We start from the raw sequence: 26,046 nt of genomic DNA, 5'->3' as shown, positions 1-26,046 counted from the left end.
TTGAAAATCCTAGTCGGTATCGATACCAACTAACGCCTTGGCAAATTCGGCGGCAGCAAAGGGTTGCAGATCATCCGCCTGTTCGCCAACACCGACCGCATGCACAGGCAGACCAAATTCTTCGGCAAGTGCGACGACAACACCGCCTTTCGCTGACCCGTCAAGCTTGGTGACAATCAGGCCGGTCACATCAGCCACCTCACGAAAGGCTTTAACCTGACTGATCGCATTCTGGCCGACAGTACCATCCAGAATAATCACCGAATCATGTGGCGCGCTTGCATCAAGCTTGCGCATCACACGTACGATCTTGGCCAGCTCATCCATCAATTCGGTACGGTTTTGCAAACGACCAGCCGTATCGATAATCAGAACATCTATATTGGCGGCTTTGGCTTTTTCCAGCGCTTCATAAGCCAGCGCCGCTGCATCACCGCCTTGCGCCCCTGCGATCACTTCGGTGCCGGTACGCGCGCCCCATATCTGTAACTGTTCGATCGCCGCCGCGCGGAACGTATCGCCTGCCGCCAGCATCACGCTTTTACCTTCATCCCGCCATTGCTGAGCCAGCTTGCCGGCCGTGGTTGTTTTGCCTGACCCATTGACCCCGACCAGTAATACCACATGCGGTGCATGCGCGGCGTCAATCTCCAGCTTTTGCGCAACTGGTTCCAGAATTTCGGTGATGCCATCTGCCAGCGCCTGACCAAGCGTATCCGAATCAATTGGCCCTTCGAATTTATGCCTGCGCATCCTGTCCGCAAGACGTTGTGCCGATGTAGTGCCAAGATCGGCACTGATCAGCGCATCTTCAACCTCTTCCAGAGAGCTGGCATCAATGCGCGCCCCGCCAAACAGATTGCTCAGCGATGAAAGCGAGGCGGTCACCTTGCTTGTCGATTTACCAAGACCTTCTTTAAGTTTCTTGAACCAGCTCATTTTACACTCTTTCGGCAATCAGCTCTTGACTGTCACGATCCGTTATTTTCACATCAACCAGCGATCCGGCTGGCACATAATCACCTTGCAGCCGGATTTTCGAAAAATTACGTCCATGCCCTTTATTGCCTGACTCGACCAGAAGCTGATCAAAACTGCCGATCGAATTATCTAGCAGATGTGACAGCCGACCTGATCCGATAGCCCGCAGGGACGCGGCCCGGTTTTTTATATCGGCGGCAGCCACTGGCGGCATCAATGCGGCCGGCGTGCCTGGACGTGGTGAATAGGGAAAGACATGCAGATGCGTAATTCCGGCGCGCGCGATCATCTCACAGCTAGCCTGATGTGCGGCATCATCTTCGGTTGGGAATCCGGCAATCATATCAGCCCCAAATACGATATCGGGACGGCGACGTCGGGCTTCGTCGCAAAAGCGGATGATATCCCGCCCCAGATGCCGCCGCTTCATACGCTTTAATATCAGATCATCGCCATGCTGCGCAGAAATATGGAAATGCGGCATCAGCCGGTCATCATCGCCCAATACCGCCATCAATTCGGCGTCACCTTCAGCAGGATCGATCGAAGACAGACGCAAGCGTGGCAAGGCCGGAATTTCGCGGAGCAAGGCACGGACCAGGCGTCCCAGACGCGGGCGCCCCGCCAGATCACTGCCCCATGAGGTGATATCAACACCTGTCAGAACAATTTCGCACGCGCCCCCATCAACCAGTGCTTGTGCCGCATCGATAATCTGATGCAGACCGGCTGAACGGTTATTGCCTCGTCCATAGGGGATAATACAAAAGGTACAGCGATGGTCACAGCCTTGCTGGATTTGCAGAAAGGCGCGGGTATGTTCCTGAAAGCCATCTAGCATGTGCGATGCCATTTCGCGCACCTGCATGATATCGCTGACCACTTCGGCCGCCGTCCCTTCACGGACATCTTCACGGGTACCATCACTTACATCATCAATACAGGCGGCAGAGGCAGACCCAAGATCACGCCAGCTTTCGGCCTGTAGCTTATCATGATTGCCAAGCACCACATCGACTTCATCCATGCTAGCCCAGTTTTCAGCCGCGATCTGAGCAGCGCATCCGGTCACGATAATCTGGCTATCCGGATTTTCGCGGCGTGCTTTTCGGATCGCCTGTCGCGCCTGTTTTTCGGCTTCGGATGTCACCGCGCAGGTGTTGAAAATGATCGCATCCTGCACACCTGCTGCGGCAGCTTTCTCGCGAATGACTTCGGACTCCCATATATTCAGACGGCAGCCAAAGGTTTCGACCTGCGGCGTATTACGCTTTGGCATGATGAGTCCCAAATAAGGCCGAAATCGCATCATCCAGAACGCCATGCCCGACATAGGTCACCGGACCGGTCATAATGACCTCACCACCTGCGGTGCCGTTATCACGCCATTCGATGATTACCGAGCCACCATCCATCACGATTTCTGACAACCGTCCGGCTAGCCCGCGCCGATGCGCCGCAACGCCAACCGCACAGGCACCTGATCCACAGGCCTGCGTGATGCCAACACTTCTTTCCCACACGCGCATGCGGAATTTTGCATCATCCAGCTTCTGCACAATCGAGATATTAGCGCGATCTGGAAATATATCGGCATGTTCCAGCTTGGGTCCGATAGCGTCAAGATCAATGGCTGCCACATCATCGACGAACATAACCGCATGCGGATTACCCATAGATTGACATACCGCCAAGGCAGGCGCATCAGCACCAAGATCGACATGCAACGTATCCTGCGCCTGCGCTAACGGCACCTGTTGCCAGTCAAGCCGCGCCGCCCCCATATTGACCGCAATTAGATCGGCATCACCAATGCGGCTTCGTTCAGCAAACAGCATCGTGCTTTTGGTTTCGATAAGCAGTTGATCAACGTCTAAATCACGCATGACATAGTCGGCAACACAGCGTGTGCCATTCCCGCAGGCACCGGCAACCGAGCCATCTTGATTCAGAATCTGCATGAAAATATCGGCGTTATCGCTAGGCCGTATAATTAGCAATTGATCACAGCCAATGCCACGCCGGCGATCAGAGACAAGGCTGGCAGCGCGCACGGATATATCCGCGCCTATCCCACTATCGGGATCGCGGGCATCCAGAATGACAAAGTCATTACCAAGGCCATGCATTTTCAAAAATGTGATCATGCTTCTGCATATACGCCACTTTATAATGCCGTGCAAAGTCTTTCCCGCCAAACGTGACTAGCAAACGGAACTGGCAAACGGAACTGGCAAACGGAACTGGCAAACAGAACTGGCAATGCGACGAACAGATCACAAGGTGATAATCGTGGGCACGTGATCCGACGGTTTTTCCGCATTTCGGTAATCGGTCAGAATCTCGGCTTTGCTGACCGCATTGGCAAGGTCGGTGCTAACCCAGATATGATCCAACCGGCGACCACGATTATTGACCTGCCAGTCGCGCGATCGATAGGACCACCATGAATAGATCTGTTCATCATCTCCAAAATGCGCACGCACCGGGTCATGCCAGCTTCCCTTGGCCATCAGGGCTTTCAGCCCGTCGGTTTCGACTGGTGTATGGCTGACCACTTTTAATAGCTGTTTCGTTGACCACACATCTTCGGCCAGCGGCGCGATATTCAGATCGCCAACCAGCACCGCATTCTCCGGACGGTTTTTCACAAAATGCGCCGTCATCTCGGCAAGAAAAGTCAGCTTATGCGCAAATTTGGGATTTTCGTCCGGATCGGCAACATCTCCTCCAGCGGGCACATAGAAATTATGAATCGTCACACCGCTTTCAGTACGTGCCGAAATATGCCGGCAATCCTGCTTACCTGCCCAGTTTATATGCGCAATATCCGCAAGTGGTGTACGCGATAATATCGCCACACCATTATAGCTTTTCTCACCGCGAATCGCCTGATGCCCCCAGCCCGCCTCGGCAAAAAAATCCACTGGAAAACTTTTATCTTCAGTTTTGGTTTCCTGCAAACACAGCACATCTACATCACTTTCATCCAGAAACTGCTTTACCAGATCACGCCGCAGACGCACCGAATTGATATTCCAAGTCGCTATTTTCATTTATGTGTCTATCTCAGCTATGCTGATTAAATTTATATCTTAGACCTAAGCCCAGTTTCGTTTCTGCGCAGAAATCCGGAATGGTGCATTCGCCGCCCCATAGCCATCATACGCCTTTGTGCGCTGGACAATCTCAAAAAACATACCTGCACCAAGCATCTGCCCATAGACATGAAAATATTCCCCCGCTTCATCGCAATCATATAATATCTGCGCTGCTTTGAGCTTGTCCAGCAAGGCATCATCAAGTCCGAAACGCGCCCCAAGATCATCATAGTAATTGAGCGAAATCGTCAAGGCTTCAAACCCGTTCTGGCGCAAGGCGGCGGCGGTGGCAAAAATATCATCACTGGCAAAGGCGATATGCTGAACACTGGAGCCAAAAGTTTCGCTGATAAAGCGACCTGCCAATGTATCCTGTGACTCGGCACCATTCAGCGTGATCCGCAAGCTTCCATCCGTATTCTGAATGGCACGGCTTCGTACCAGTCCAGCAGGGTCAACAACATCCACCATCGGCACCTTGCGCGTATCGAAAATCGACGTATAGAACAAAGCCCAGGTCAGCATTTCTTCATATTTCATCGTCTGGGCGATATGATCGATCGTGACCAGACCAACGCCGCTATTGGCAGGCTGGTTATCCTGCACAAAATCAATTTCCCACAAGCGTGCCAGATCGCTTTTATCATCGATGAAATGAATAACACCGCCGCCAACGCCCTTTATTGCCGGGATATCGAGCTCACCCGGAATCGATGGCTGGCTGAATAATTCGGCACCTAATACGCCTGCCCGTGTGGCGGTGGCGGTCGCATCCTCGACACGGATACCAATATCGCAGACCGATGTGCCATGCATCAGATAGGCCGAATGGGCAAAGCCGTTTTCCTCGGTATTGATCAGAATATTGATATCGCCCTGCCGCCAAAGCTGCACCTGTTTTGACACATGCTGACCGGCCTTGGTAAAGCCCAGAACAGCTAAAAGCTGTTCCAGCGTTTCGGCCGCATCGGTATCGGTGGTGAATTCAATAAATTCTATACCGCTGGATACGATGCGCGGCGGCATCGACGGCGCATATAAGGCAATATCGGGTTCGGCACGCCGTACATCATCCATCAGACAGACAAGCGACCGGTACCCATCCTGGGCGATTGTCCAGGGGCTTCCACCTCGGAACTGGTCATTGAAAATTTCCAGCGACAGGGGGCCATCATATCCGGTTGCTGCCACTGCCTGCATGAATGCCTGTACTGGCAGATCGCCTTCACCGGGCATATTGCGGAAATGCCGCGACCAATATAACAGATCCATCTCGATCAGCGGCGCATCGGCAAGCTGGACAAAGAAAATCTTGTCGCGGGGAATGGCGCGGATCGACTGCGGATCAAGCCCGCGCCCCAAAGTATGAAAACTGTCCAGAATAATACCGATATGCGCATGGTCAGCACGGCGTACCACTTCCCACGCATCACGATGATCGCTGATATGCCGTCCCCATGCCAGCGCTTCATAGCCGACGCGAATATCTTTTGCCGCCGCATATTCGCCCAATTGGGCAAAATCATCTGCCGCGCGATCAATACCGCCAAGGCTATGCGGTGACACATTCGAACAGACCAGCATCAGATCGACGCCAAGTTGGTTCATCAGATCAAATTTGCGTTCGGCGCGGTCAAAAGCACGTTGGCGCATCGTGTCAGGCATGCCTTCAAAATCACGGAAGGGCTGGAACAGCATTATCTCAAGCCCATGATCCTTGACCATGCGGGCAACATCTTCTGGCCGGCCATCAAAGGCGATAAAGTCCTGTTCAAAAATTTCGATACCGGCAAAACCGGCACGGGCGATCGCCGCCAGCTTTTCCCGAAAATCACCTGCAATCGACACCGTGGCGATACAGCTTTTCATACTTGTCGCCATTTTCTGAGACACCCCCGATTTAATACGCGACAAATAACTGGGTGCGGGTCATCTCATCATCAGACCATCCGCATAGCCATATTTATCAACATATCGAATCATAGATGCCGTTTCGTGCTTTGCCCATTTTCATTTTGATTGAATTTGATGATATCAGCCAGAATAACCTTCAAAATATCTAGGCCAGAGAACATGCTAATTCGAATATTCGTTCTGCCGGAATAATTCATTCCGGAATGTCAGGCCGAATTTCATATTCTGCAAGGTCACGCTGGTCGTCACACCAACCGAATCACGCACTGTCCATTTGCGAAGCTGAAACGGTTGCAGACTGAATTCCAGCGCCAGATCACCTGCCGCTTCACCACTTTCCTTGCTTAGATAGATCGTCGCAATGCCATCTGCCACACGCGCACTGGTCTGAAAATCATCAGCGCGTAGAACAACCTTTTCCTTGAGGATCAGCGACAAAGCGGTTTCCGAAATCGGATAGCTTGTGACGCGCTTTTGCTTGGGTTGGTCAACATGCAACCAGACGGGGGTGGTGATCAGAACCAAGGCATCATCACCGTCATATTCGATTTTCATCCGGTGTGGACGTCGCAGATATAAGGTGCCTTCGGCGGCACTGCCATCCGATGAAATTTGTGTAAAATCCGCCTGCATTGTGGTCAGATCGGCAAACCAGTCCTCGGCGGCACTCACGGCATCAGCGGCCTGGGCTACCAGGCTCATCTGCATCACAATGATGCTGAAAACAAGCCCTGACGACAGACGCTTCATCACTATGTTAAAACCCATTATCCGCCTCATCCGTTATCAGCACATCGCGCTTGCCCACATGATTGGCGGCGCTGATGATGCCGTTTGATTCCATTTCCTCGATAATCGTGGCCGCGCGGTTATAACCGATTTTAAGATGTCGCTGCACAAAACTTGTCGAGGCTTTCTGCTCGCGCACCACAAGTTGGACAGCTTGCTCATAAAGGCTATTTCCGGTCGGCAAAACCCCGTCCATAGCACCACCCCCGCCGCCATTATCATCTTCGGCATCGGCAACCACGCGCTCATCATATTCAGGCTCACCTTGCAGGCGCAGAAAATTGGCAACCGCTTCGACTTCGCCATCCTGAACAAACGGGCCATGCACACGCATCACGCGGCCACCACCTTCCATGAACAGCATATCACCGCGCCCCAGCAATTGTTCGGCACCCTGTTCCCCCAGAATTGTGCGGCTATCAATCCGCGACGTGACCTGAAAACTGATTCGGGTCGGGAAATTGGCCTTGATCGTACCGGTAATCACATCAACCGATGGCCGCTGGGTAGCCATAATCACATGGATGCCAGCCGCCCGCGCCATCTGCGCCAACCGTTGCACCGCCGCTTCGATTTCCTTGCCCGCCACAAGCATCAGATCAGCAACCTCATCGATCAGCACGACAATATAGGGCAGGGGTGCCAGATCGAGAATTTCTTCTTCATGGATTGGCTTGCCGGTTTCCGGATCAAATCCGGTCTGCACACGACGGGTCAGCGTTTCGCCCTTGGCACGCGCCTCGGCAAGACGATCATTATAGCCGGTTATATTACGCACGCCCATCTTCGCCATATTGCGATAACGGTTTTCCATTTCGCGCACTGCCCATTTCAACGCCACCACCGCCTTTGACGGATCGGTCACCACCGGGCTAAGCAAATGCGGAATCCCATCATAAACTGATAATTCGAGCATTTTTGGATCGATCATAATCATCCGGCAGGACTCTGGTGTATGGCGATAAAGCAAGGACAGGATCATCGCATTGATCCCAACCGACTTACCCGATCCGGTGGTGCCTGCGACCAGCAAATGCGGCATTTTGGCCAGATCGACAACAATTGGCGCGCCCGCAATATCCTTACCAAGCGCCATCGGCAAGGCATTGTTATTCTCACGCCAGACAGCACTATCCAGAACATCACGCAAAATCACCGTTTGCCGGTCTTCATTAGGTAATTCGATGCCAATCACATTCTGGCCTGGCACAACCGCAACCCGCACCGAAATCGCGCTCATCGAACGGGCAATATCATCAGCCAGCGAAATCACCCTTTGTGATTTTGTGCCAGGTGCCGGATTCAGATCATAGCGGGTGACCACAGGGCCATAACGCACATCAGCGATATTGCCTTTGACGCTGAAATCAGACAGTACGGTTTCCAGCATATTGGCATGTTCCTGTAACACTGCCTTGGCGGGCGCTGATGCGCTTTTACCTGGTGCCTGTAACAGCTTCTGTGGCGGCAATTTGAATCCTGTAGCGGCATCAAAATCAAGCACTGTCTGTTTGCCATTGCCGGCTTTGGTCACGCGTCCGTCGGTTTTGGCTTCGGCATCATCGGTGCTGGCACCTGCCACCAGAACCGGTTCCTGACGCGTTTTCTTGTTCCGTTTTGGCTTGGCTTTCTTGACTGGCTTTTCAACGCTTTCGTCACGCGCCACCAGATTGCCAGCCGCGCCAAACACGCTTTTTATGCCCGCGCTTATACGCCCCGTCACACGTCCCAGCCCCAGCCATTGCTGGCGTGACAGGGCGGCTGACCACAGCCAGCTCCAGACACCGAAAACACCAAAAGCTAGCCCCAGATAATGCGCTGTGCCAAAGCCTAAAAATTCTGGTAATGGCTCCGCTAACTTGACCGCATTATGTAATAGTGTCGAACCAATCATGCCTCCAATAGCTTTACCAGGCTGTTGACTGGCAGCAACTGCATATCCGTCCGGTGTTATGCCCTGCAACGCCACTGTCAGCAATATCAACGAAAATGGCACCATAAAGAAACGGACACGAAAATGGGTGATAACCCGCTTGCGGATTAACCTTATACCCCACAGAATCGGTATCGCGGCCAAAGCAAAAGACGCCCAACCTATCGAAGCGATAAGACCATCAGCTAGATTAGCCCCTATCGAACCAAGTTGGTGGCGCACATTCGAAGTTGATGACACATTCGGCCCGGGATCGGTAGCATACGACATAATTAGCGCGGCCATGACCAGACAGCCCAGCCCAAACAGGCACAGGCCAACCAGCTCCATCAGGCGATGCTGGAGAAAGCGGGCAACCGCGGTGGATAAAAGTGGCTTCTTTTCGGTTTCGTCCTGCATATCTATGCTGATAGTTCCATTCTATGTCGGCGGTTATCAAGTTGCGCCAGTATATGTTATCGCCAGTATTTATTTCACCTGAATATTACAGCCATGTACCGTGGGTGCGCATGTCAATTTAAGTCACTTTATGTCTATTTCGCCTGATATAAAGTGGCAATACGTGCCAATGCCTGATCGATCACCGCATGTTCATGCACCAAAGCCAGCCTTACATATCCACGCCCTGGATTACCTGCCGCTGTTTCAACGCCCATATATGATCCGGGAATGGCTTTTACCGCTTGTTCAGCCATTAGTCGTTTTACAAACTCTATATCATCCTCAACCGGCAACCACAGAAAGAAACCGCCAGGTGGGGCGGTGATGCCAAGATGCTGTTCGGCTAGGGCAAAAGAATGGTCATAATGTGCCCTAATTTTGGCAACATGCGCTTCATCTGCATATAGATCGCTGGCAACTTCCAGCAATGGTGTCGGCACCAGCGACCCGCCATTACCAATCAGCTTCAGATACAGCTCTATCACCGAGCTGTCGCCAGCCATGAAACCAGCGCGGATACCCGCCGCACCAGACCGCTTCGACAGTGAATTCAATATCACCATATTATGTAAAGGATCATCGTCGCCACTATCCGGCACCAAGGCTGCCGCTGCTTCCAGCAAACCCGTAGGGGGCGAACCGCGCCAGATATCCGCATAACATTCATCCAGCACCAGCAGAAAATCATAGCGCCGCGCCAGACCAAGCGCCTTTTTCAGATAGTCAATATCCATCACATAGCCATGCGGATTGGTCGGGCTACACAGATACATGATCGTTGTGCGTGTATATATTTCCACGCTGATCGCATCCAGATCCGGCAGGAAATTATGCCCCGCATCACTATTCATAAAGACAATCTCGCTACCACTGGCCAGCCCGCCTGCACGCCAGGCGTGATAGAACGGGTTGGTCACCAGCGCCACCGGATCAGGCTTTGTACCCTGCACCAGATTGCCCAACATGAAAAGCGGTTCGCGTGTGCCGGTGACGGGCGCGATCGCCCTATCGACATCAACCAGTCCGGCTGCCGCCGGCCAGCGCCGCGCGATATAATCACCGATGGTTGCACGAAAACGGGGGGTGCCATTGGCTTTTGGATAAAATTGCCAGCCGTTATTATATGACTGAACCCCATCGGTCAGTATTGATGACACCGGTAATTGCGGCTCGCCAATCGACAGATCAAGCATGGGTTTATTTTCTGGCAAGGCTACATCGGCCAGCAAAGCCCGAAGCTGCACAAACATATTGCCATCAAAAACCGAATAGTCGGGGTTTAACTTCATGGTCACGCCTTACAATACCAAGTCCGTAAAATATCAACCTACGTCCATAACAGCATGAACGCGGTATAGTCGTACCGCATGCCGCCCGAATGGGCAATCGTAACCCCCACCCATATGTACCAACCCACATGCACCAGCCCGCATGTACCAACTAAGATCAAAGCAAGGATGAACTGGCGATCTGCCAACTATTGACTATATAATAGATTAACAATCGCTGAAAACGAACCTGTGATTATTCTTTTACCGCTTCGGGCACCCTTAACCTTTACGGACAGCATGATAGACAAACCTGCCATCTTTATTGACCGCGACAATACCCTGACCCACGATCATGGTTATACATGGGATATCGCCGATTTTGCGTGGATTGATGGTGCGGTTGAGGCGTTACAGCTATTTGCTGATGCCGGGCTGGATATATTTATCGTCACCAATCAGGGTGGTATTGGGCGCGGTTTTTTCACCGAGGCCGATATGCACGCCTTTCATAATCATTTACAAAACGAACTTGGCAAGGCGGGTGTCACCATCACCGATATTGCCTTTTGCCCGCATCACCCTTTGGCCGTTATCGAAGATCTGAAAACCCCCTGCGCATGTCGCAAACCTGCCCCTGGTATGATACTTGATCTTGCCGAAAAATGGGCGCTTGATCTATCACGCTCAGTGATGATCGGCGACAATGCAAAAGATGTCGAAGCAGGTCATCACGCAGGCTGTCATGCCTATCGTTTCGAAGGGGGCAATCTGGCAACTATGGCGCGGCATGTACTGCAACAACATTTTAAGGGGTGATAATGCCAGTTAAACAGACACATGATCCCGAAACAAACGCGCCCCACATAACTGAAATTGTCATTGCCGGTGGCGGTCTGACAGGACTGATGATGGCCATCACCCTGGCACATACGCCATATGATGTGACATTAATTGACCGATCCTCTGGAATTGACCGATCCTCTGGAATTGACCATTCATCCGGCAGCAACCCTGCTTCGGGTCATAGCGCCGAACCAGCCGCATCAATCCCGCGTGATCGCCGCACAACCACAATCCATGCCGCCGGAGCCAAGATGCTCGATTGTCTTGGTATCTGGGACTATCTATCCGAAAAGGCCGCACCGATCTGGCATATGCATGTGGCCGAAGGTACCACCACGGCATCCGCCCGCAAGCATAGTCAGGCCAAAAGTGATTTTAATCTGCACTGGTCACATGATGACGCGCCCATGGGTTTTGTCGTTGAGAATAGCCATCTATTTGCAGCTCTAAAACAACGCCTTGCCAGCACCAATGTTAGATATATTCAGGATGAGACGATCAGCTCATTATCCGTTAGCGGTCAAAAAGCGCATATGACATGTGCGTCTGGTCGCACCATATCATGCGATCTGCTGGTCGCGTGCGATGGCGCCAACAGCCCGCTTCGTAAATTAGCAGGGCTAAAGTCCCGCACTGCACCGCATCGGCAATCGGCCATTGTCGCAGTTCTGAAAAGCGAAATGCCGCATGGCAACAGTGCCTTTCAACGCTTTCTGCTGGGCGGGCCCATTGCCCTGATGCCGATGCCGGACAATCTGCTTTCGCTGGTCTGGACATTACCTAAAGACGAAGCTGATGCGCATATGGCGATGGATGATGCCCAGTTCGGCATCGCCTGTAACGCCGCCTTTGGGCATGATCTGGGTCGTCTGACTGTTGATGGTGATCGGCTTTTATGGCCATTGGCTCCCGCGCTCAGCCTATTCCCAACAAGTGACAATATGGTGCTGGCAGGTGATGCTTTTCACGCCATTCATCCGCTTGCCGGACAAGGTTATAATCTGGCGCTTGGCGATGCCGCCGTGCTGGCTGATTGTCTGACACAGGCGCATCAGCGTGGCCTGACCGCTAGTCATCCATCGGTCTTGCGTGATTATGCCGCTGGACGGAACGTCGAAGTGCTGGCGATGAGCGCGGTGACAACCACTTTGAATAATCTGTTTTTCAACATGCCGCGAAGCGTGCGCCGACTCAGCGGCATTGGCATGAGTCTGGTCAATGCTTCACCCTTGAAACAGGCGCTCAGCCAGATTGCCGCGGGTGGCAAGCTTAACAAGGCATCCTTGATGCAGGGTAAATTACCGCATTAGGCGCATGATTACCTGTGCAGTCCTTCTGCCGCCAACCGCGCTTCATAGGCTTGCATTAATTCGTCTTTACGCATGCCGTAATCAAACAGCAATGCCCAGCTGAACAGACCGGTATTATGACCATCATCAAACGCCAGACGCACAGCATAATTACCTACCGGTTCGATATCCTTGATCCGGACATTGGCTTTTCCGGCAGGGGTTTTTTTCTGATCTGGCGCATGCCCCTGCACTTCGGCTGATGGTGATTCAACCCGCAATAATTCGGCAGGCAGGGTCACCAGATCACCTGTATCAAATGAAATTGTCAGCATATCCTTGGTTGGTGACAGGCGGATTTCCTGTGGCAGAGGAAAGCTGGTTGGTGCGGTCATTACATTGTCCATTATCTGAGTGAAATTATCTAGGCTGGCACATCATTATCATCGAGGTCACGGGCTTCGTCGATCAGCATGATCGGCACCCCGTCGCGCACCGGATAGGCCTTGCGCGCCTGCACACTGATCAGTTCGTTGGTTTTGGCATTATATACCAGCGGGCAACGCGCAATCGGACAAACCAGAATATCCATCAAGGTTGGATCAATCATCTTTTCATCCCCATTCGTCAATTCATCAGTCTGGTTATTATTCATCATATCAATGGCGCGACTCATGCGGGCTTTCATTGCCATGAATGGCCATTTCCATCATCGCCATCAGCAGGTCTGCACGCGCTTTCATTGTTTCAGCTTCCAGCAAAGCTTGCTTTTCGGAAACATCAAACGGGCATACCATAGCCAATGTGGTCAACAACTGCACATTTTCGGCGCGCTCGATATTGTCCCAGTCAGCGTCAAACCCCTTGATTTCAAAATAGCGGCGCATGATCGCCAGTAGCGGCTCCTTTTCCAGCGCCAGATCATCCGGGATCATATCAGCATCAAAGCCATCCCAGCGGACATTGGCCAGTCTGAATCCGCCATCTTGTACCGCGGCATCATCCAGCCTGAACCGGCAAATGCCATCCAGCGAAATCATCAAACGGTTGTCATCCGTCTCCTGAAAATAGCTGATGCGCCCCGCACAGCCAATAGCAAACAGATCATCTTCATCACCCTGCATTGAAGGCTGGATCATGCCGATCATGCGGGTTGGCGTGGTCAGCGCAAATTGGCACATTTCCAGATAGCGCGGCTCGAAAATATTCAGCGGCAATTGTCCACCTGGCAACAGCACCGCATTGGCCAGCGGGAAAATCGGCAACTGGGATGGCAGATCGCCAAAATCAACAGCAAAGGGTGATGACACCATAATATGAAAATCCTCTCTAACGTGATTATGCGCAACCTAGTTCCCGCATGCCGCCTAAATATTGCAGCTTAATCCATGCGGATCGTCTTACGAAAACAGCAATGTCGATAGCTTGCGTCGTGCTCTCATCACATCGGGATTGGCAACGCCGATCGACGTGAAGAAATCAAGCAATTGCACCCGTGCCGCTTCGTCATTCCATGTCCGGTCAATGCGGATCGATTCCAGCAATTGTTCCATCGCAGCCGCATTTTCACCAACAGCAAACAAGGCCATCGCCAATTCCTGACGCGCATCCAGATTTTCGGGTTCGGCAGCCACAACCGCGCGTGCGGCGTCCAACCCGCCAGCCGATTCCGCCGCCCGTTCGGCCAGATCAAGCGCCGCAATCGCCGTGATAATTGCCTTATTTTCCTTATATTCATCGCTTAGCTGATCCGCCACGTCACGCGCGCTGGCATGATCACCCATGCCGGTCAGACAGCGAATAACACCGCCCAATGCTTCGGCTGATTCAGGATCAGCTTCCATCGCTTGCTGGAAATGCGTCATTGCCGCGGCAAAATCCTGTTGGTCAACTGCTTCGTTACCGGCCTCGATCATGCTGGCCGCATCGGCGCCACCACCACCACTGGCAATCAGCTTGGCGACAAACTGCTTGATCGATGATTCGGCCTGCGCACCGGCAAAGCCATCTACGGGTTGGCCATTCACAAACCCAAAAACGGTTGGGACTGATTGTACCCGCATCTGCTGTGCGATTTCGGCATTTTCGTCGATATTGACGCGCACCATCTTGACCTTGCCCGCATTGGCGCCAACGACCTTTTCCAAAATCGGGCCTAGCTGTTTGCATGGGCCGCACCAAGGCGCCCAGAATTGCACGATAACCGGCATCTGCGACGAGCCATCGATGACCTCAGCCATAAAATTATTCATATTTACATCGACAGGGGATGCGCTTGCACCAGCGATGATCTGTTCCATATCAGCCTCAAATTTAACGTCGTCATTTGTTTAACATACCCTAACTAGGGGCATGTCATGATTGTTCTAATGTGGTGCCTTTACTATCGAAATCAAGCACCATCGGGTCATGTCCTGTATGTTGGAAAAAGCGGCGCAGCCCATCAGGCGACATGCCCAGCGTCACATCATTGACCAGCGGATGCACATATATCATTCCACCTTGCAGAATCTTGGCATCAATCACCAGCCGCACCGCCTGATCCGGATCATTGATCAGGGTCAGGGGGCTGACCGCACCTGGTCTAACGCCCAGCATTTCAAATAGCCGGTCAGCACTGCCAAAAGACAGCCGGTCACAGCCAATCCGTCCATTCAGCGTTTTCATGTCAATCGTACGGTCTTCGTCGGCAACCACCAGAAAATTCTTTTTCTTGCGGTCACGCATATAGAGGTTTTTGATATGCGCGCCATTCATGCCATCACGAAATTGTTTTGAATCCTCAACCGTGCGCAAGGGCGGATGATGATGCGTTGAAAAGCTTATGTCCAGACGCTTCAGAACCGCCATGATCGCTTCGGGGGTGGTGGGCAAACTATCCTTAAAGGCAGATGACGCATCCATAGATCGCACTCCGTTCTTCTCTGGCCGTACAGGCCGCAAGGTCATTTCATCAGGTCATGCGATATGACCATGACTTCTATGTAACCGAGGATGCCCAAAATCAAAAGTGATGATCGGCGTGACAGGCGATAAAATCGGCTTACCGTAGTCCAGACCTCAAAAAATGTAACCAAATGCAACGATTGACGCCGAATCACGTGGTGATTATCAAGAGAAAGACTTTTTATAATGGCGGCGTTTAATGACGAATATCGGTTTGATAGGTTGTGGCATGTGGGGGCGGAATCTTGCCCGCAATCTGGCGTCACTTGATGCGCTTGCCTGCGTCGCCGATGCCACCCCCGAAAACACCAGCGATTTTGCCGCCGCCTTTAACAGCCAGCCTGCCAGCTTTGACGATCTATGCCAGAATCCATCGCTTGATGGTGTTGTCATTGCGACACCGGCCAACAGTCACGCTGACATTGCCCTACCATTGCTGGCGGCTGGCAAGCATGTCTATATCGAAAAGCCGTTGGCCTTGAGCATGAATGATGCAACGCGCATCGCCGCCGCGGCCAAAGAGCATGATCGCCAGGTCATGGTTGGACATCTGATCCGCTATCACACAGCCTTTATCGAACTGCAGACACAGCTGGCGGCTGGTGCTATTGGTGACCTGCGTCATATTCAGGCCACCCGTCTGGCCATGGGACGTATTCGCAACACCGAGTCCGTGTTATTTGATCTATGCCCGCATGATCTCTCGCTTGTGCTAGCGCTTACCGGCACAACACCGGCGCATATTTCATGTGCAGGTGCCAGCCATATAACACCAGGCATTGTCGATATCTTGAGCACCGTTCTTGGGTTTCCGGGCAGTGTCAGCGCGCATCTCAATACGGGCTGGATCAATCCGGTCAAACAACATTGCCTGACCGTTACCGGCACCACCGGATCGCTGGTGTTTGACGACACCAAACCGTGGGACGAAAAGCTGACCCTGTTCACCGATGATATCCGTCAGGATGGCGATTATTTCACCATCACCCGCCAGCCACCACAGCCCATAGCCATTGCCGAAAGCGAGCCTTTGAAAGATGAAATGCGCGCCTTTATCCGGGCCTGCGCCAGCGGTAATCCCGCCCCCACCGATATTGAGGACGCCCTTGCCGTACAGGTGGTTCTCGAACAAATGCAACATCAGCTTGTCGATATGACAGACAGCACCCGTTAAACCAAAGCGAGCCATAATGTCCATTCCCTTTATTGATCTGAAAAGCCAGCAATCACGCATTCGCGACAAGGTCGAAGCAGGTTTTGCCGCCGTACTTGATCATGGTGCCTATATCATGGGGCCCGAAGTCGGCGCACTCGAAGCCCGCCTTGCCGACTGGAGTGGCGCCAAACATAATATCGCCTGTTCATCCGGCACCGATGCGCTACTTCTGGCGCTTTCGGGATTAGGATTACAGCCAGGTGATGGTGTCATTGTGCCGTCTTTTACCTTTGCCGCCAGCGCCGAAGTGATGCCGGTAATGGGCGCGGTGCCAGTCTTTGCCGAAGTCGAACATGACAGTTTCAATCTCGACCCCAACAAGCTTGATGCGGCGATGGACAGCGCCCGCAAAGCAGGCATCAAGGTTGTTGGCATTATCGGCGTTGGCCTGTTTGGCCAGCCTGCCAATTATCCGGCGATCATGGATTTTGCCGCGCATCATGATCTGTGGGTTATCGATGATGCGGCGCAAAGTTTCGGGGCAAGCTGGCATGGCACATCCGTTGGCCAGCTGGCGCATGTGACCTGTACCAGCTTCTTTCCGGCCAAGCCTTTGGGATGCTATGGCGATGGCGGCGCGGTCTTTACCGATGATGACAAGATTGCCGAGATCATCCGTTCATGCCGTGTGCATGGCATGGGCAAGACCAAATATGATAATATACGTATTGGCATGACCGGACGGCTGGATACGATGCAGGCGGTCGTACTCGATGCCAAGCTCGATATTTTCGCCGATGAGCTTACCGCCCGCCAGACGGTGGCTGACCGCTATGCGGCGATGCTGGGTAATATGGTTGAAATCCCATCCCTATCCGCCGGTGCCACATCAAGCTGGGCACAATATTCTGTGAAACTGCCAGCGGGTAGTGACCGCGATGCGATCTGTGCCAGACTGGGCGAGGCCGGCGTGCCCACCGCGATCTATTATCCGATCCCGATGCACCAGCAACCGCCTTATCAGCATTATCCGGTGTCGGCAGATGGGCTGGCGGTGACGCATGATCTATGCGCGCGGGTGATGGCCTTGCCGATGCATCCCTATCTGACCGAAGACGCCCAGCACATCATCGCCAGCGAACTCCGCAAGGTTTTGTAGGGGGAGTGGGTAGGGTAGTTGGGTATATTTTAAATTAGCTTATGGACATGTGGTTTTATCTGACCGTGCGCCAAATATTTTCTGCTTGATTAAACAACCGTTTGGTTCGTGAAAGAATTTGCTCTACATCCCATACTTCTTCATTCGATATTTCTAAATTCATTTTGAGTTTTGAAATCCCAAGACGCTTTTGTTTTTTGATTTCAAAGTTATCGTTACCTAACGCCGGATTAGTCTTGCTTGCTAAAAGCGTCAGATTTCCAAACGTATGAATTAAACTCTCTCTTTGATTGGCCACTTTCTTCATTTCAGAGCTATATACCTCACTTGAAGAATAAAAATCTCCATTTGGCAATGGCCAATGCTCATTCCATTTCTGGGGCATAACATGTTCAACCGTTAAGTTGTCAGCTAAATTATCGCGCTCATCATGGTCAGTCAGGGTTTGTTGCTCTATTCGACGAAGCAAAAGTCCAACTCTTTTTGATCGCAAAGTTTTGTAAACTTCTTTCTCAAAAAATGCTTTACGAAACTCATCATTATCAGGAAATCTAGTCGTATCTGAATCTGACTGTCTTAGAACATCAAGTATAAATCCGGATGAAGGATTGCTTTTGAGCTTTCTAGCAATACTTGCGAAAAACAAATTACGGCCCATTGTCGTCAAACCACAAACGGCACGCCTCACAATAAAACTCTCAATTGCATTGTAGATTTCGGCTTTCTGATGATCGGTAATATTCGGTAATGTGTCAGTAACAAATATTATGGGAACCGCTGTTCCTACATCAAATGCTTCTAAGGTATTTTTAAGCCAAAAAAGTGCTTTGTCAGACTCTGTGGAATCAAGGTTGATGGAAGACTTTCCATCTGAAATTGTTTTATATGTTTCAGTATATTTGGTGAGTGTTTTCACTTCATCTACAACACTGTGCGCACCATAATAATTATCAGCAAAACTTTTATATTCTTTATATAATTCATGAATGGAGATTTCTTTCCCCATCTCAGCCGCCAGCATATGTGTTAGATAGTGGTCTAAGCGTTTTCTGTTAAAACGTCCTTGCCTTATTGATGCTCTCCAAAAAGTGTCTGGCGAGAATTTACTACTCAATTCATTTTCGACATCATTTTGACTAGCTTCACCTTCTTTTGAAGCGCGGTGAAAAATAAAATTGCGCACTAAATCCATAGCAGCGAGAGGTTCCGCTCCAGTATTTAATGTTTCAAAAATGACCTGAGGGTCATCATGCTCTTCTAGTTCAATAACTATTAATTTGAATTGATCAGTAAGAGCCATCAGCAATGCATTTGCTTTCGTCCGGATATCTTCATTCTCTCCATCAGAAAGATACCGAGAGAAATTCTGTTGTAACCAGTGATATGCGCTTAAGGCCTTTGGTGTTTCCGAACCCTTTTGCTTTAATGCTCCTGTTGTAGCGAAGAAATTAGAATATAGGATGTTTTCTTTCATACCTTCTAAACCAAGGCGTAATAAATCATCAAAGATTCCTCGTTCCTTAGCATTCGGCACCAATTTAGAGCGAAAGTCTGGAATATCAGTATCGTTGAAAATATGTCTATCTAATTCACTAGATAACGAATGCAACCCAAAGGAATGTGAGGCATCCTTCAAAGCCGCAATAGCAAGAAAAAAGCTAGTTAGTCGCTGCTGACCGTCAACTATATCGTGAATCAGTTTTTGAACATCACCTCTATCACTAATAAGCAACAATGTGCCCATATAATGGCTAACCAGCCTTTCTGAACCAGTCTCAATCCTTTTTGCCTGATCTTTTAGTTGTTCAAAAAATCTATCTAGCTGCTTTTCTGGAGTCCATTCATACGATCTTTGATAAACTGGAACGCGAAGTTGCCGTTTCTCACTTATAAGCTGACCGATTGTTAATTCCTGAGGTTTCATCTTCGACTCCCATGGTTTTGGGAAACGCTATCACATGCAGGTTAACAAACAGTTACTCACAGCCGTAACTTGGCTAAATTACAGAACGACGACGGATAACAGGCAACGCCTCACGCCACCATCCCCCTCATCACGAACCGCCAACCTCACTCACCGCATAATCTGCCGCCGCCAGCCAGTCGGGATTGACCTCGACCCCCCATCCGGGGGTATCGCTAATCGTCACATGCCCGTCCGTCACCTTGAACGGATCGCCCCGAAACAAGGCGTCCTGCCACGGGTAATAATCCGCGCCTTCGATTGACAGTTCCAGATAGGCACCGGCATTCGCAATCGCCTTGAGCGCATGCATCGTACAGACCGTCACCAGCGACAGATTCGCCGCATGCGGGGTACATTTAAGGCCGGCCTGTTTCGCCATATCGGCCACCTGCAACCACGGCGTGATGCCGCCCATATACATGACATCGGGTTGCACGATATTGACAATGCGGCGGTCGATCATGTCTTTCCAGACGCGCATATCACAATCCTGTTCACCGCCAGTCACATCGATAGCCAGCGCGTTCGTCACCTGCAACGTGTCATCCGGATGCCAATAGGGGCATGGCTCTTCATAATGCGTGACACCGTGATCTTGCAGCATATGCCCGACTTCGATCGCGCGTTCGACCCCGAAACAGCTATTGGCATCGACCATTTTGACAATGCCGTCACCCAATGCCGCGGTCACTGTCGGGATAATCTCTTCGGTGCGCCCGGGCCATTCATCCTTGCCGCGCCCGCATTCGGCACCGACGCGGAATTTGAACGCATCAAAGCCCTTTTCGTCGCGAAGCTGGCAAAAGCGTGCGGCTTCATCGGCTGGCGTAATATCGCGTTTCATCGATGAGGCATAGGCACGAAGCTGGCCAGCCTGTCCGCCAATCAGCGCGGTAACGGGCATCTCTGCGGCCTGTGCCACCAGATCCCACAACGCCGTATCAAGTCCGGCCAACGCCCTATATATATAAGAGCCGGGGAATTTATGCTCGCGTTCGGTCACCAAAGCGGCCAGGTCGGCAAATACCGTGCGGGCATCCCCTTCATCATCGTCATGATGCGCACCCGCAATCGATTTTCCAAGCACCCAGGGCGCGACCTGCCGGTGAAATACCTGCGCCGTTATATCAGCATGATAGGTGGACATCTGCCCGATACCGCTTTTCCCATCATCGGTTGTGACTTTGACAAAGCTGACATAGCGCGAGGTGAATGTTTCAAGTTTCTGGATTTTCATCTTAATACAAAGTCTTTCTAATCTATATACGCTTGATGAATTGGCAGACCGTAATATAAAATTACAATAATCTTATTTTTGATGGCCTAAAAGTTTGACTAGTCTGAAATCATTGTGCAACCTCTATCAACCTTTTATTCAAAATTGTAAAATGACCTCAAGGGGGAAATAATGAAAAAATCGTTTAAATTGAAATCACTTGCTGTCACTGCGGCGGTTGCAAGCGTGATGAGCGTCACGACAGCCAGTTTTGCAGATGAGCTTAGAATCGTATCTTGGGGTGGTGCCTATCAAAAAGGTCAGTCGGTTGGTATTTTCCAGCCTGCGGCCAAAGCCATGGGTATTACAGTCAAAGAAGATACCTATGGTGGTATCTCGGACGTGAAACTGATGGTCAAATCAGGCGCGGATAAATTCGATATCTTTTCAAGTGGTGCTGGTGGCTGTGCCTCTGGTGGTACCGAAGGCATTCTGGAAAAGCTTGATTATTCGGTGATCGATGTCAGCAACCATTTGCCAGGCATGTATAGTGATTATTGTGCTGGTGCCGATATTTTCTCGGTTGTGGCAGCATGGAACACCGATACTTATGGTGATAACGGACCGCGTAGCTGGGCCGATTTCTTCGATGTAGAAAAATTCCCGGGTACCCGCGCGATGCGCGCCAAAGTGGACGCCCAGCTCGAAGCTGCTTTGCTTGCTGATGGCGTCGCCATGGAAGATATCTATACCGTGCTTGATAGCGAAGAAGGTATCGATCGCGCCCTCGACAAGATCCGTTCAATCAAGGATCACATCGCTGTATGGTGGACATCTGGTGCCCAGCATGCCCAGCTGATGAAAGATGGTGAAGTCGATATGACAACTGGTTGGAATGGTCGTTTTGACGTGGCCAAACTTGACGGTGCAAAGGTTGCTTATGACTGGAAAAGCGGCATCATGGACTGGGAAGGCTATGGCATTCCAAAAAATGCCAAGAACAAGGATCTGGCAATGAAATATATTGCCGAGATGATGAAGCCTGAATATATGGCCGAATTTGCCAAATACATCACTTATGGTCCGACCAATACAAAGGTCTATGAGCTAGGTCTGATGGAAGATTCACGTGCGCGTCAGATGCCTAGTCATCCAGACAATGCCAAGCATCAGCTGACATTGAAAACCGCATGGTATGCCAAATGGCGTACAATCGCTGCGGAAAAATATACTGAAATGATGACTGAATAATCGGTCTTATTTCCATAGACTACGGCTGGAGGGTATGTACCCTCCAGCCATTTAGCAAACCTAGCTTGCAAAATCATTCACCATTATCAATCCCACCATTATTGATTAAGTCACAATTATGAAAAATAGTTCATTAAATATTTCCATTGCAAATATTACCAAAAAATATGGTGATTTTTTCGCCCTGAATGACGTTAGTCTTGATGTCACATCGGGTGAATTTCTGACCTTACTGGGGCCTTCGGGTTCGGGCAAAACAACCTTGCTGATGGTGCTGGCTGGCTTTACCAGCCCCGATCATGGCAGTGTCAAATTTGGCGATGAAGAGGTCATTCTCAAGCCACCACATCTGCGCGGTATCGGCATGGTGTTCCAGAACTATGCCTTATTCCCGCATATGAATGTCGAACAGAATGTCGGCTATCCACAGAAATTACGCGGCGTCAGTGCGGCTGAAACCAAAATCAGTGTTGATGAAGCCTTGGCGACGGTAAAGCTTGACGGTCTTGGGCATCGCCGCGTTGACGAATTGTCAGGTGGCCAGCGCCAGCGCGTTGCCCTGGCCCGGGCGATTGTTTTCAAACCCCAGATTTTGCTGATGGATGAGCCGCTATCTGCGCTCGATAAAAAACTGCGTGAAGAAATGCAGATCGAATTGCGCCAGCTTCACGATAGTCTCAACATGACCACAGTTTATGTGACACATGACCAGAAAGAAGCCTTGACGATGTCGGATCGCATCGCTGTCATCAATGACGGTCAGCTCCAGCAGCTAGGTAGCCCGAATGATATCTATCAAGAACCCAATAATGCCTTTATTGCCGATTTTATCGGTGAGTCCACGCTTGTCCCTGTGACGGTTAAGAACAAAAAAGCCATTCTTGGAAAAGCCGAAGTTCTGGTGAATCATACAATCGAAAAGGATGGTGATTTTCTGCTGGTGATCCGGCCGGAAAAACTATTCATCACCAGTAAAAAAGAAAAGGGCACCAATTATTTTAAGGGCACCGTAAAGGATTCGATCTTCCAGGGCGAGAGCCAGTTACTGGTGATCGATCTGGATCAGACCACTTATGGTGGGCAAACATTGCAAATGCGGATTCCGAACGGCACCGATTTGAAACAGGAAATCCCAGGCATCGGCAAAGCAATCTCGGTTGGTTTGCGGTTGGCCGATAGTTATTTCGTGGAAAGCGCATAATGTCGGGCGTTGCAGAACATCTGAACGAAGCCAGCCTGCGCAAACTAGCAAGCCGTGAACGTTACACCTTTTTTGGCCTGACCGTGCCCTATCTGCTAATGGTTGGAGCATTGATCATCATTCCGATCGGATGGTTATTCTATCTGTCTTTCATTGGACGCGATGGCACATTATCTTTCGAAAACTATACCCGGATGATCGAAAGCAAGGCCTATATCCGTATTTTCATCACCACCTTTAAGATCAGCTTTCTGACCACGCTCATTTGTGCGCTTATTGGTTATCCGCTGGCTTATTTCATGTCGCAATTATCCAACCGCTGGGCCAATATCTGCATGATTGGCGTGCTGATCCCCTTCTGGACCAGCTTGCTGGTGCGTACCTATGCGTGGTTGGTATTGCTGCAGAAAAAGGGGCTGGTGAACAGTCTGGCAGTTGATCTGGGACTTATCGCCGAACCGATAAAATTTGTGCATAACACCTCCGGTACCTTGATCGGCATGGTGCATATCATGCTACCATTCTTGATCCTGCCGCTTTATGCAAATATGCGGGCGATTGACAAGGATTGTCTGAAAGCGGCGTCTAGTCTGGGCGCCACGCCAACACGGGCGTTCTGGACGGTATTTTTCCCGATGAGCATCCCCGGACTACTGGCAGGGCTGCTGATTGTCTTTGTTCTGTGTCTTGGCTTCTATGTCACCCCGGCAGTGCTTGGCGGTGGCCGGGTGATCATGGCCGCGATGAAGATTTCCAGCAATATCGAGCTCTATTTCAGCTGGGGTGCGGCCAGTGCGCTGGGCGTCGTTCTGCTAGTGGTGACAATGCTGATCCTGTATCTGGCGTCAAAGCTGATCTCCGTCGATCAGCTAGGTCAAAGGAGCTAGATGATGGGATTTTTCAACAAACATGTATCCGAAACACAGATCAAGCTCAAAGACCGGCTTTGGCTCTATATCTTTTCGATACTGGTTCTGTTCCTGCTGATTGTGCCATCCTTGATCGTTATTCCGATGTCTTTTTCGGAAAGCCAGTATCTCGAATTTCCACCTAAGAGTTTTTCTCTGCGTTGGTACGAGAATTACTTTTTCTCATGGAAAGTGGAAAATGGCTTTAATGACTGGATGGCCGCCACATGGACTTCAATTAAAGTCGCCATTCTGACTATTCTGGTGGCAACGCCTATCGGCACGATGGCGGCATATGGGCTTATCAACAGCAATAACAAACTACGCAGCATTCTGTTTCCGATCATGATTTCGCCGATGATGGTGCCGGTAATTCTGGTGGCTATCGGCCTGTTCTATTTCTTTGTCCAGTTCAAGATGGTCAACAGCATTCCTGGGCTGGTGCTGGGGCATTCATTGGTGGCGATGCCGCTGGTGCTGATTATCATTCTGTCGGCTTTGAAAAATTACGATATGAATCAGGAAAAGGTGGCACGGTCACTAGGGGCAACGCGTCTGCGTGCCTTTATGGAAATCACCTTGCCGCAGATCAAATTTTCGATCATTTCGGCGTCGTTGATTGCCTTTTTAACCTCCTTTGACGAAATCATTATCTCGCTATTTGTATCTGGCGGTGACAATTCGACCATCACGCGTAGCATGTTTTTGGCCTTGCGTGACCAGATCGACCCGACCATTGCCGCCATTTCGACCATTCTAATTATCATTTCATCGGGTCTGTTGCTGATCACACAGATTTTTGGCAAGCAGAAATAAACCACCAGCGCGGTAACGCGGTGTGATGAAAGGGAAAGCAGGTGACTCTATGGCCGACGAAAAGATTTTCATCAGCAATCTGAATGACGCCACATGGGATCAGCATGGCCCCGAGCGCATTGCCATCGGAGCCAATCCTGATTTGCGGTTCTGCTATCTGGTTGATGCGAATCTGCATCAAAGCCATGGCTTGTCGGTTGGCTGTCTGGTGATCCCTGTTGGCAGCGCATTACCGCCACACATCCACGCCCCGCAGGAAGTCTATTTTATCAAAGCGGGGTCTGGTCTCATGCTGATGGCCAATGACCAGACGCGTGCAGTTACCGCGCATGATGTTGTCTATATTCCACCAGGCGAAGAACATGGCATTCAAAACAATGGTGATGTGCCGCTAGAAATCATCTGGATGTTTCCAACTGATAGCTGGAAAGACATCGATTATACCTATCTTGATCGCTAACCACGGGTCTTGATCGCTAACCACGGGTCTTGATCGCTAACCACGGGTCTTGATTACTGGCTTCTGGCAGGTGGTATGGATTTATCGGTCTGAGCTGACAACGTCATCTCAACCGCTTTCACAATCGATACGATCTGAAACGGCTTTCAGACGCTAAAGCCTATCCGGACTCTGGGATATTTCAGCTTATCAAACGGTCTATGGCTAAAAGTCTGCCGATCAACGCCGATCATGCTGACATAACCCATATGCGTTTCATATGCGCTGTGACTGACATATGACATGATTATGACGCCGGTCATACGCTGTAAGACAGCTACAAATCAGGCGGCTAGTCTGCAAAGCGCCAGATTGATTCTTTAGACTAATAATATGAACGACGACTATCCTTCAAGTTATAATGGT

At 50.7% G+C, this 26,046-nt stretch carries 24 protein-coding genes; 9 read left to right on the top strand and 15 right to left on the bottom strand.

Going from position 1 to position 26,046, the window contains the following annotated elements:
* Nucleotides 1–9: 9 nt before the first annotated feature.
* From ftsY to SAR116_RS09295, 8 genes are all read right to left on the bottom strand, one after another.
* Entirely contained in the window at nt 10–939 is a 930-nt protein-coding gene (ftsY, locus tag SAR116_RS09330) for a signal recognition particle-docking protein FtsY (RefSeq protein WP_013046684.1), read from the bottom strand.
* A gap of 1 nt (nt 940) precedes the next feature.
* Complete coding sequence (mtaB, locus tag SAR116_RS09325) at nt 941–2,260, bottom strand: tRNA (N(6)-L-threonylcarbamoyladenosine(37)-C(2))-methylthiotransferase MtaB (RefSeq protein ID WP_013046683.1); 1,320 nt, start codon at nt 2,258–2,260, stop codon at nt 941–943.
* Nucleotides 2,247–3,128, bottom strand: a complete 882-nt coding sequence (gene dapF, locus SAR116_RS09320) for a diaminopimelate epimerase (RefSeq protein ID WP_013046682.1) — start codon at nt 3,126–3,128, stop codon at nt 2,247–2,249. The genes mtaB and dapF overlap by 14 nt, the downstream gene beginning before the upstream one ends.
* Before the next feature lie 129 nt (nt 3,129–3,257).
* Complete coding sequence (gene xth / locus SAR116_RS09315) at nt 3,258–4,037, bottom strand: exodeoxyribonuclease III (protein ID WP_013046681.1); 780 nt, start codon at nt 4,035–4,037, stop codon at nt 3,258–3,260.
* A gap of 45 nt (nt 4,038–4,082) precedes the next feature.
* Nucleotides 4,083–5,951: a bifunctional sugar phosphate isomerase/epimerase/4-hydroxyphenylpyruvate dioxygenase family protein gene (locus SAR116_RS09310; RefSeq protein ID WP_041860893.1), complete on the bottom strand. Its 1,869-nt coding sequence runs from the start codon at nt 5,949–5,951 to the stop codon at nt 4,083–4,085.
* Between the two features lie 207 nt (nt 5,952–6,158).
* Entirely contained in the window at nt 6,159–6,764 is a 606-nt protein-coding gene (locus SAR116_RS09305; protein WP_041860892.1) for a LolA family protein, read from the bottom strand.
* The gene (locus SAR116_RS09300) at nt 6,754–9,117 is read right to left on the bottom strand and encodes an FtsK/SpoIIIE family DNA translocase (protein WP_013046678.1); all 2,364 of its coding nucleotides are present in this window, start codon (nt 9,115–9,117) and stop codon (nt 6,754–6,756) included. Before SAR116_RS09300 ends, SAR116_RS09305 begins: the two co-directional genes overlap by 11 nt.
* 134 nt (nt 9,118–9,251) lie before the next feature.
* Nucleotides 9,252–10,448: an aminotransferase class I/II-fold pyridoxal phosphate-dependent enzyme gene (locus SAR116_RS09295; RefSeq protein WP_013046677.1), complete on the bottom strand. Its 1,197-nt coding sequence runs from the start codon at nt 10,446–10,448 to the stop codon at nt 9,252–9,254.
* A gap of 231 nt (nt 10,449–10,679) precedes the next feature.
* Between SAR116_RS09295 and SAR116_RS09290 the strand changes: the two genes are divergently transcribed.
* Entirely contained in the window at nt 10,680–11,246 is a 567-nt protein-coding gene (locus SAR116_RS09290) for a D-glycero-alpha-D-manno-heptose-1,7-bisphosphate 7-phosphatase (protein WP_238531141.1), read from the top strand.
* Between the two features lie 2 nt (nt 11,247–11,248).
* Nucleotides 11,249–12,583 carry an FAD-dependent oxidoreductase gene (locus tag SAR116_RS09285; protein ID WP_013046674.1) on the top strand — a complete coding sequence of 445 codons (1,335 nt, stop codon included), beginning with the start codon at nt 11,249–11,251 and terminating at the stop codon, nt 12,581–12,583.
* An 8-nt stretch (nt 12,584–12,591) separates the two neighbouring features.
* Here SAR116_RS09285 and SAR116_RS09280 read toward each other — a convergent pair whose 3' ends face one another.
* From SAR116_RS09280 to SAR116_RS09260, 5 genes are all read right to left on the bottom strand, one after another.
* Nucleotides 12,592–12,957: a gamma-butyrobetaine hydroxylase family protein gene (locus tag SAR116_RS09280; protein ID WP_041861369.1), complete on the bottom strand. Its 366-nt coding sequence runs from the start codon at nt 12,955–12,957 to the stop codon at nt 12,592–12,594.
* Nucleotides 12,958–12,986: 29 nt separating this feature from the next.
* On the bottom strand, nt 12,987–13,238 hold the full coding sequence (locus SAR116_RS09275; RefSeq protein ID WP_320410276.1) for a Trm112 family protein: 252 nt from the start codon (nt 13,236–13,238) through the stop codon (nt 12,987–12,989).
* Complete coding sequence (locus SAR116_RS09270) at nt 13,222–13,875, bottom strand: LON peptidase substrate-binding domain-containing protein (RefSeq protein ID WP_013046671.1); 654 nt, start codon at nt 13,873–13,875, stop codon at nt 13,222–13,224. Before SAR116_RS09270 ends, SAR116_RS09275 begins: the two co-directional genes overlap by 17 nt.
* Nucleotides 13,876–13,962: 87 nt before the next feature.
* Nucleotides 13,963–14,862, bottom strand: coding sequence for a thioredoxin (trxA, locus tag SAR116_RS09265; RefSeq protein WP_013046670.1), 900 nt, complete (start codon nt 14,860–14,862; stop codon nt 13,963–13,965).
* A 55-nt stretch (nt 14,863–14,917) separates the two neighbouring features.
* Complete coding sequence (locus SAR116_RS09260; protein WP_013046669.1) at nt 14,918–15,466, bottom strand: prolyl-tRNA synthetase associated domain-containing protein; 549 nt, start codon at nt 15,464–15,466, stop codon at nt 14,918–14,920.
* A 241-nt stretch (nt 15,467–15,707) separates the two neighbouring features.
* Here SAR116_RS09260 and SAR116_RS09255 point away from each other — a divergent pair, with 241 nt between their 5' ends.
* Together SAR116_RS09255 and SAR116_RS09250 are read left to right on the top strand one after the other, a co-directional pair.
* On the top strand, nt 15,708–16,682 hold the full coding sequence (locus tag SAR116_RS09255) for a Gfo/Idh/MocA family protein (RefSeq protein WP_083775278.1): 975 nt from the start codon (nt 15,708–15,710) through the stop codon (nt 16,680–16,682).
* Between the two features lie 16 nt (nt 16,683–16,698).
* Entirely contained in the window at nt 16,699–17,823 is a 1,125-nt protein-coding gene (locus tag SAR116_RS09250) for a DegT/DnrJ/EryC1/StrS family aminotransferase (protein ID WP_013046667.1), read from the top strand.
* 55 nt (nt 17,824–17,878) lie between these two features.
* Here SAR116_RS09250 and SAR116_RS09245 read toward each other — a convergent pair whose 3' ends face one another.
* Complete coding sequence (locus SAR116_RS09245) at nt 17,879–19,747, bottom strand: DUF262 domain-containing protein (RefSeq protein ID WP_013046666.1); 1,869 nt, start codon at nt 19,745–19,747, stop codon at nt 17,879–17,881.
* A gap of 130 nt (nt 19,748–19,877) precedes the next feature.
* Entirely contained in the window at nt 19,878–21,026 is a 1,149-nt protein-coding gene (locus SAR116_RS09240) for a mandelate racemase/muconate lactonizing enzyme family protein (protein ID WP_013046665.1), read from the bottom strand.
* 171 nt (nt 21,027–21,197) lie between these two features.
* On the opposite strand from SAR116_RS09240, the gene SAR116_RS09235 reads away from it, so the two are divergent.
* The 5 genes from SAR116_RS09235 (at nt 21,198) to SAR116_RS09215 (ending at nt 25,641) form a co-directional block, all read left to right on the top strand.
* The gene (locus SAR116_RS09235) at nt 21,198–22,256 is read left to right on the top strand and encodes an ABC transporter substrate-binding protein (RefSeq protein ID WP_013046664.1); all 1,059 of its coding nucleotides are present in this window, start codon (nt 21,198–21,200) and stop codon (nt 22,254–22,256) included.
* Nucleotides 22,257–22,374: 118 nt separating this feature from the next.
* The gene (locus SAR116_RS09230) at nt 22,375–23,457 is read left to right on the top strand and encodes an ABC transporter ATP-binding protein (RefSeq protein WP_013046663.1); all 1,083 of its coding nucleotides are present in this window, start codon (nt 22,375–22,377) and stop codon (nt 23,455–23,457) included.
* On the top strand, nt 23,457–24,344 hold the full coding sequence (locus SAR116_RS09225; protein WP_013046662.1) for an ABC transporter permease: 888 nt from the start codon (nt 23,457–23,459) through the stop codon (nt 24,342–24,344). The genes SAR116_RS09230 and SAR116_RS09225 overlap by 1 nt, the downstream gene beginning before the upstream one ends.
* 3 nt (nt 24,345–24,347) lie before the next feature.
* Nucleotides 24,348–25,181: an ABC transporter permease gene (locus SAR116_RS09220; protein WP_083775342.1), complete on the top strand. Its 834-nt coding sequence runs from the start codon at nt 24,348–24,350 to the stop codon at nt 25,179–25,181.
* 49 nt (nt 25,182–25,230) lie between these two features.
* The gene (locus SAR116_RS09215) at nt 25,231–25,641 is read left to right on the top strand and encodes a cupin domain-containing protein (RefSeq protein ID WP_013046660.1); all 411 of its coding nucleotides are present in this window, start codon (nt 25,231–25,233) and stop codon (nt 25,639–25,641) included.
* Nucleotides 25,642–26,046: the final 405 nt, after the last annotated feature.

The organism is Candidatus Puniceispirillum marinum IMCC1322 (assembly GCF_000024465.1).
Taxonomy (GTDB): domain Bacteria; phylum Pseudomonadota; class Alphaproteobacteria; order Puniceispirillales; family Puniceispirillaceae; genus Puniceispirillum; species Puniceispirillum marinum.
Note: the sequence above shows the minus strand (reverse complement) of the source record. Positions and strands in the feature narration are given on the sequence as shown.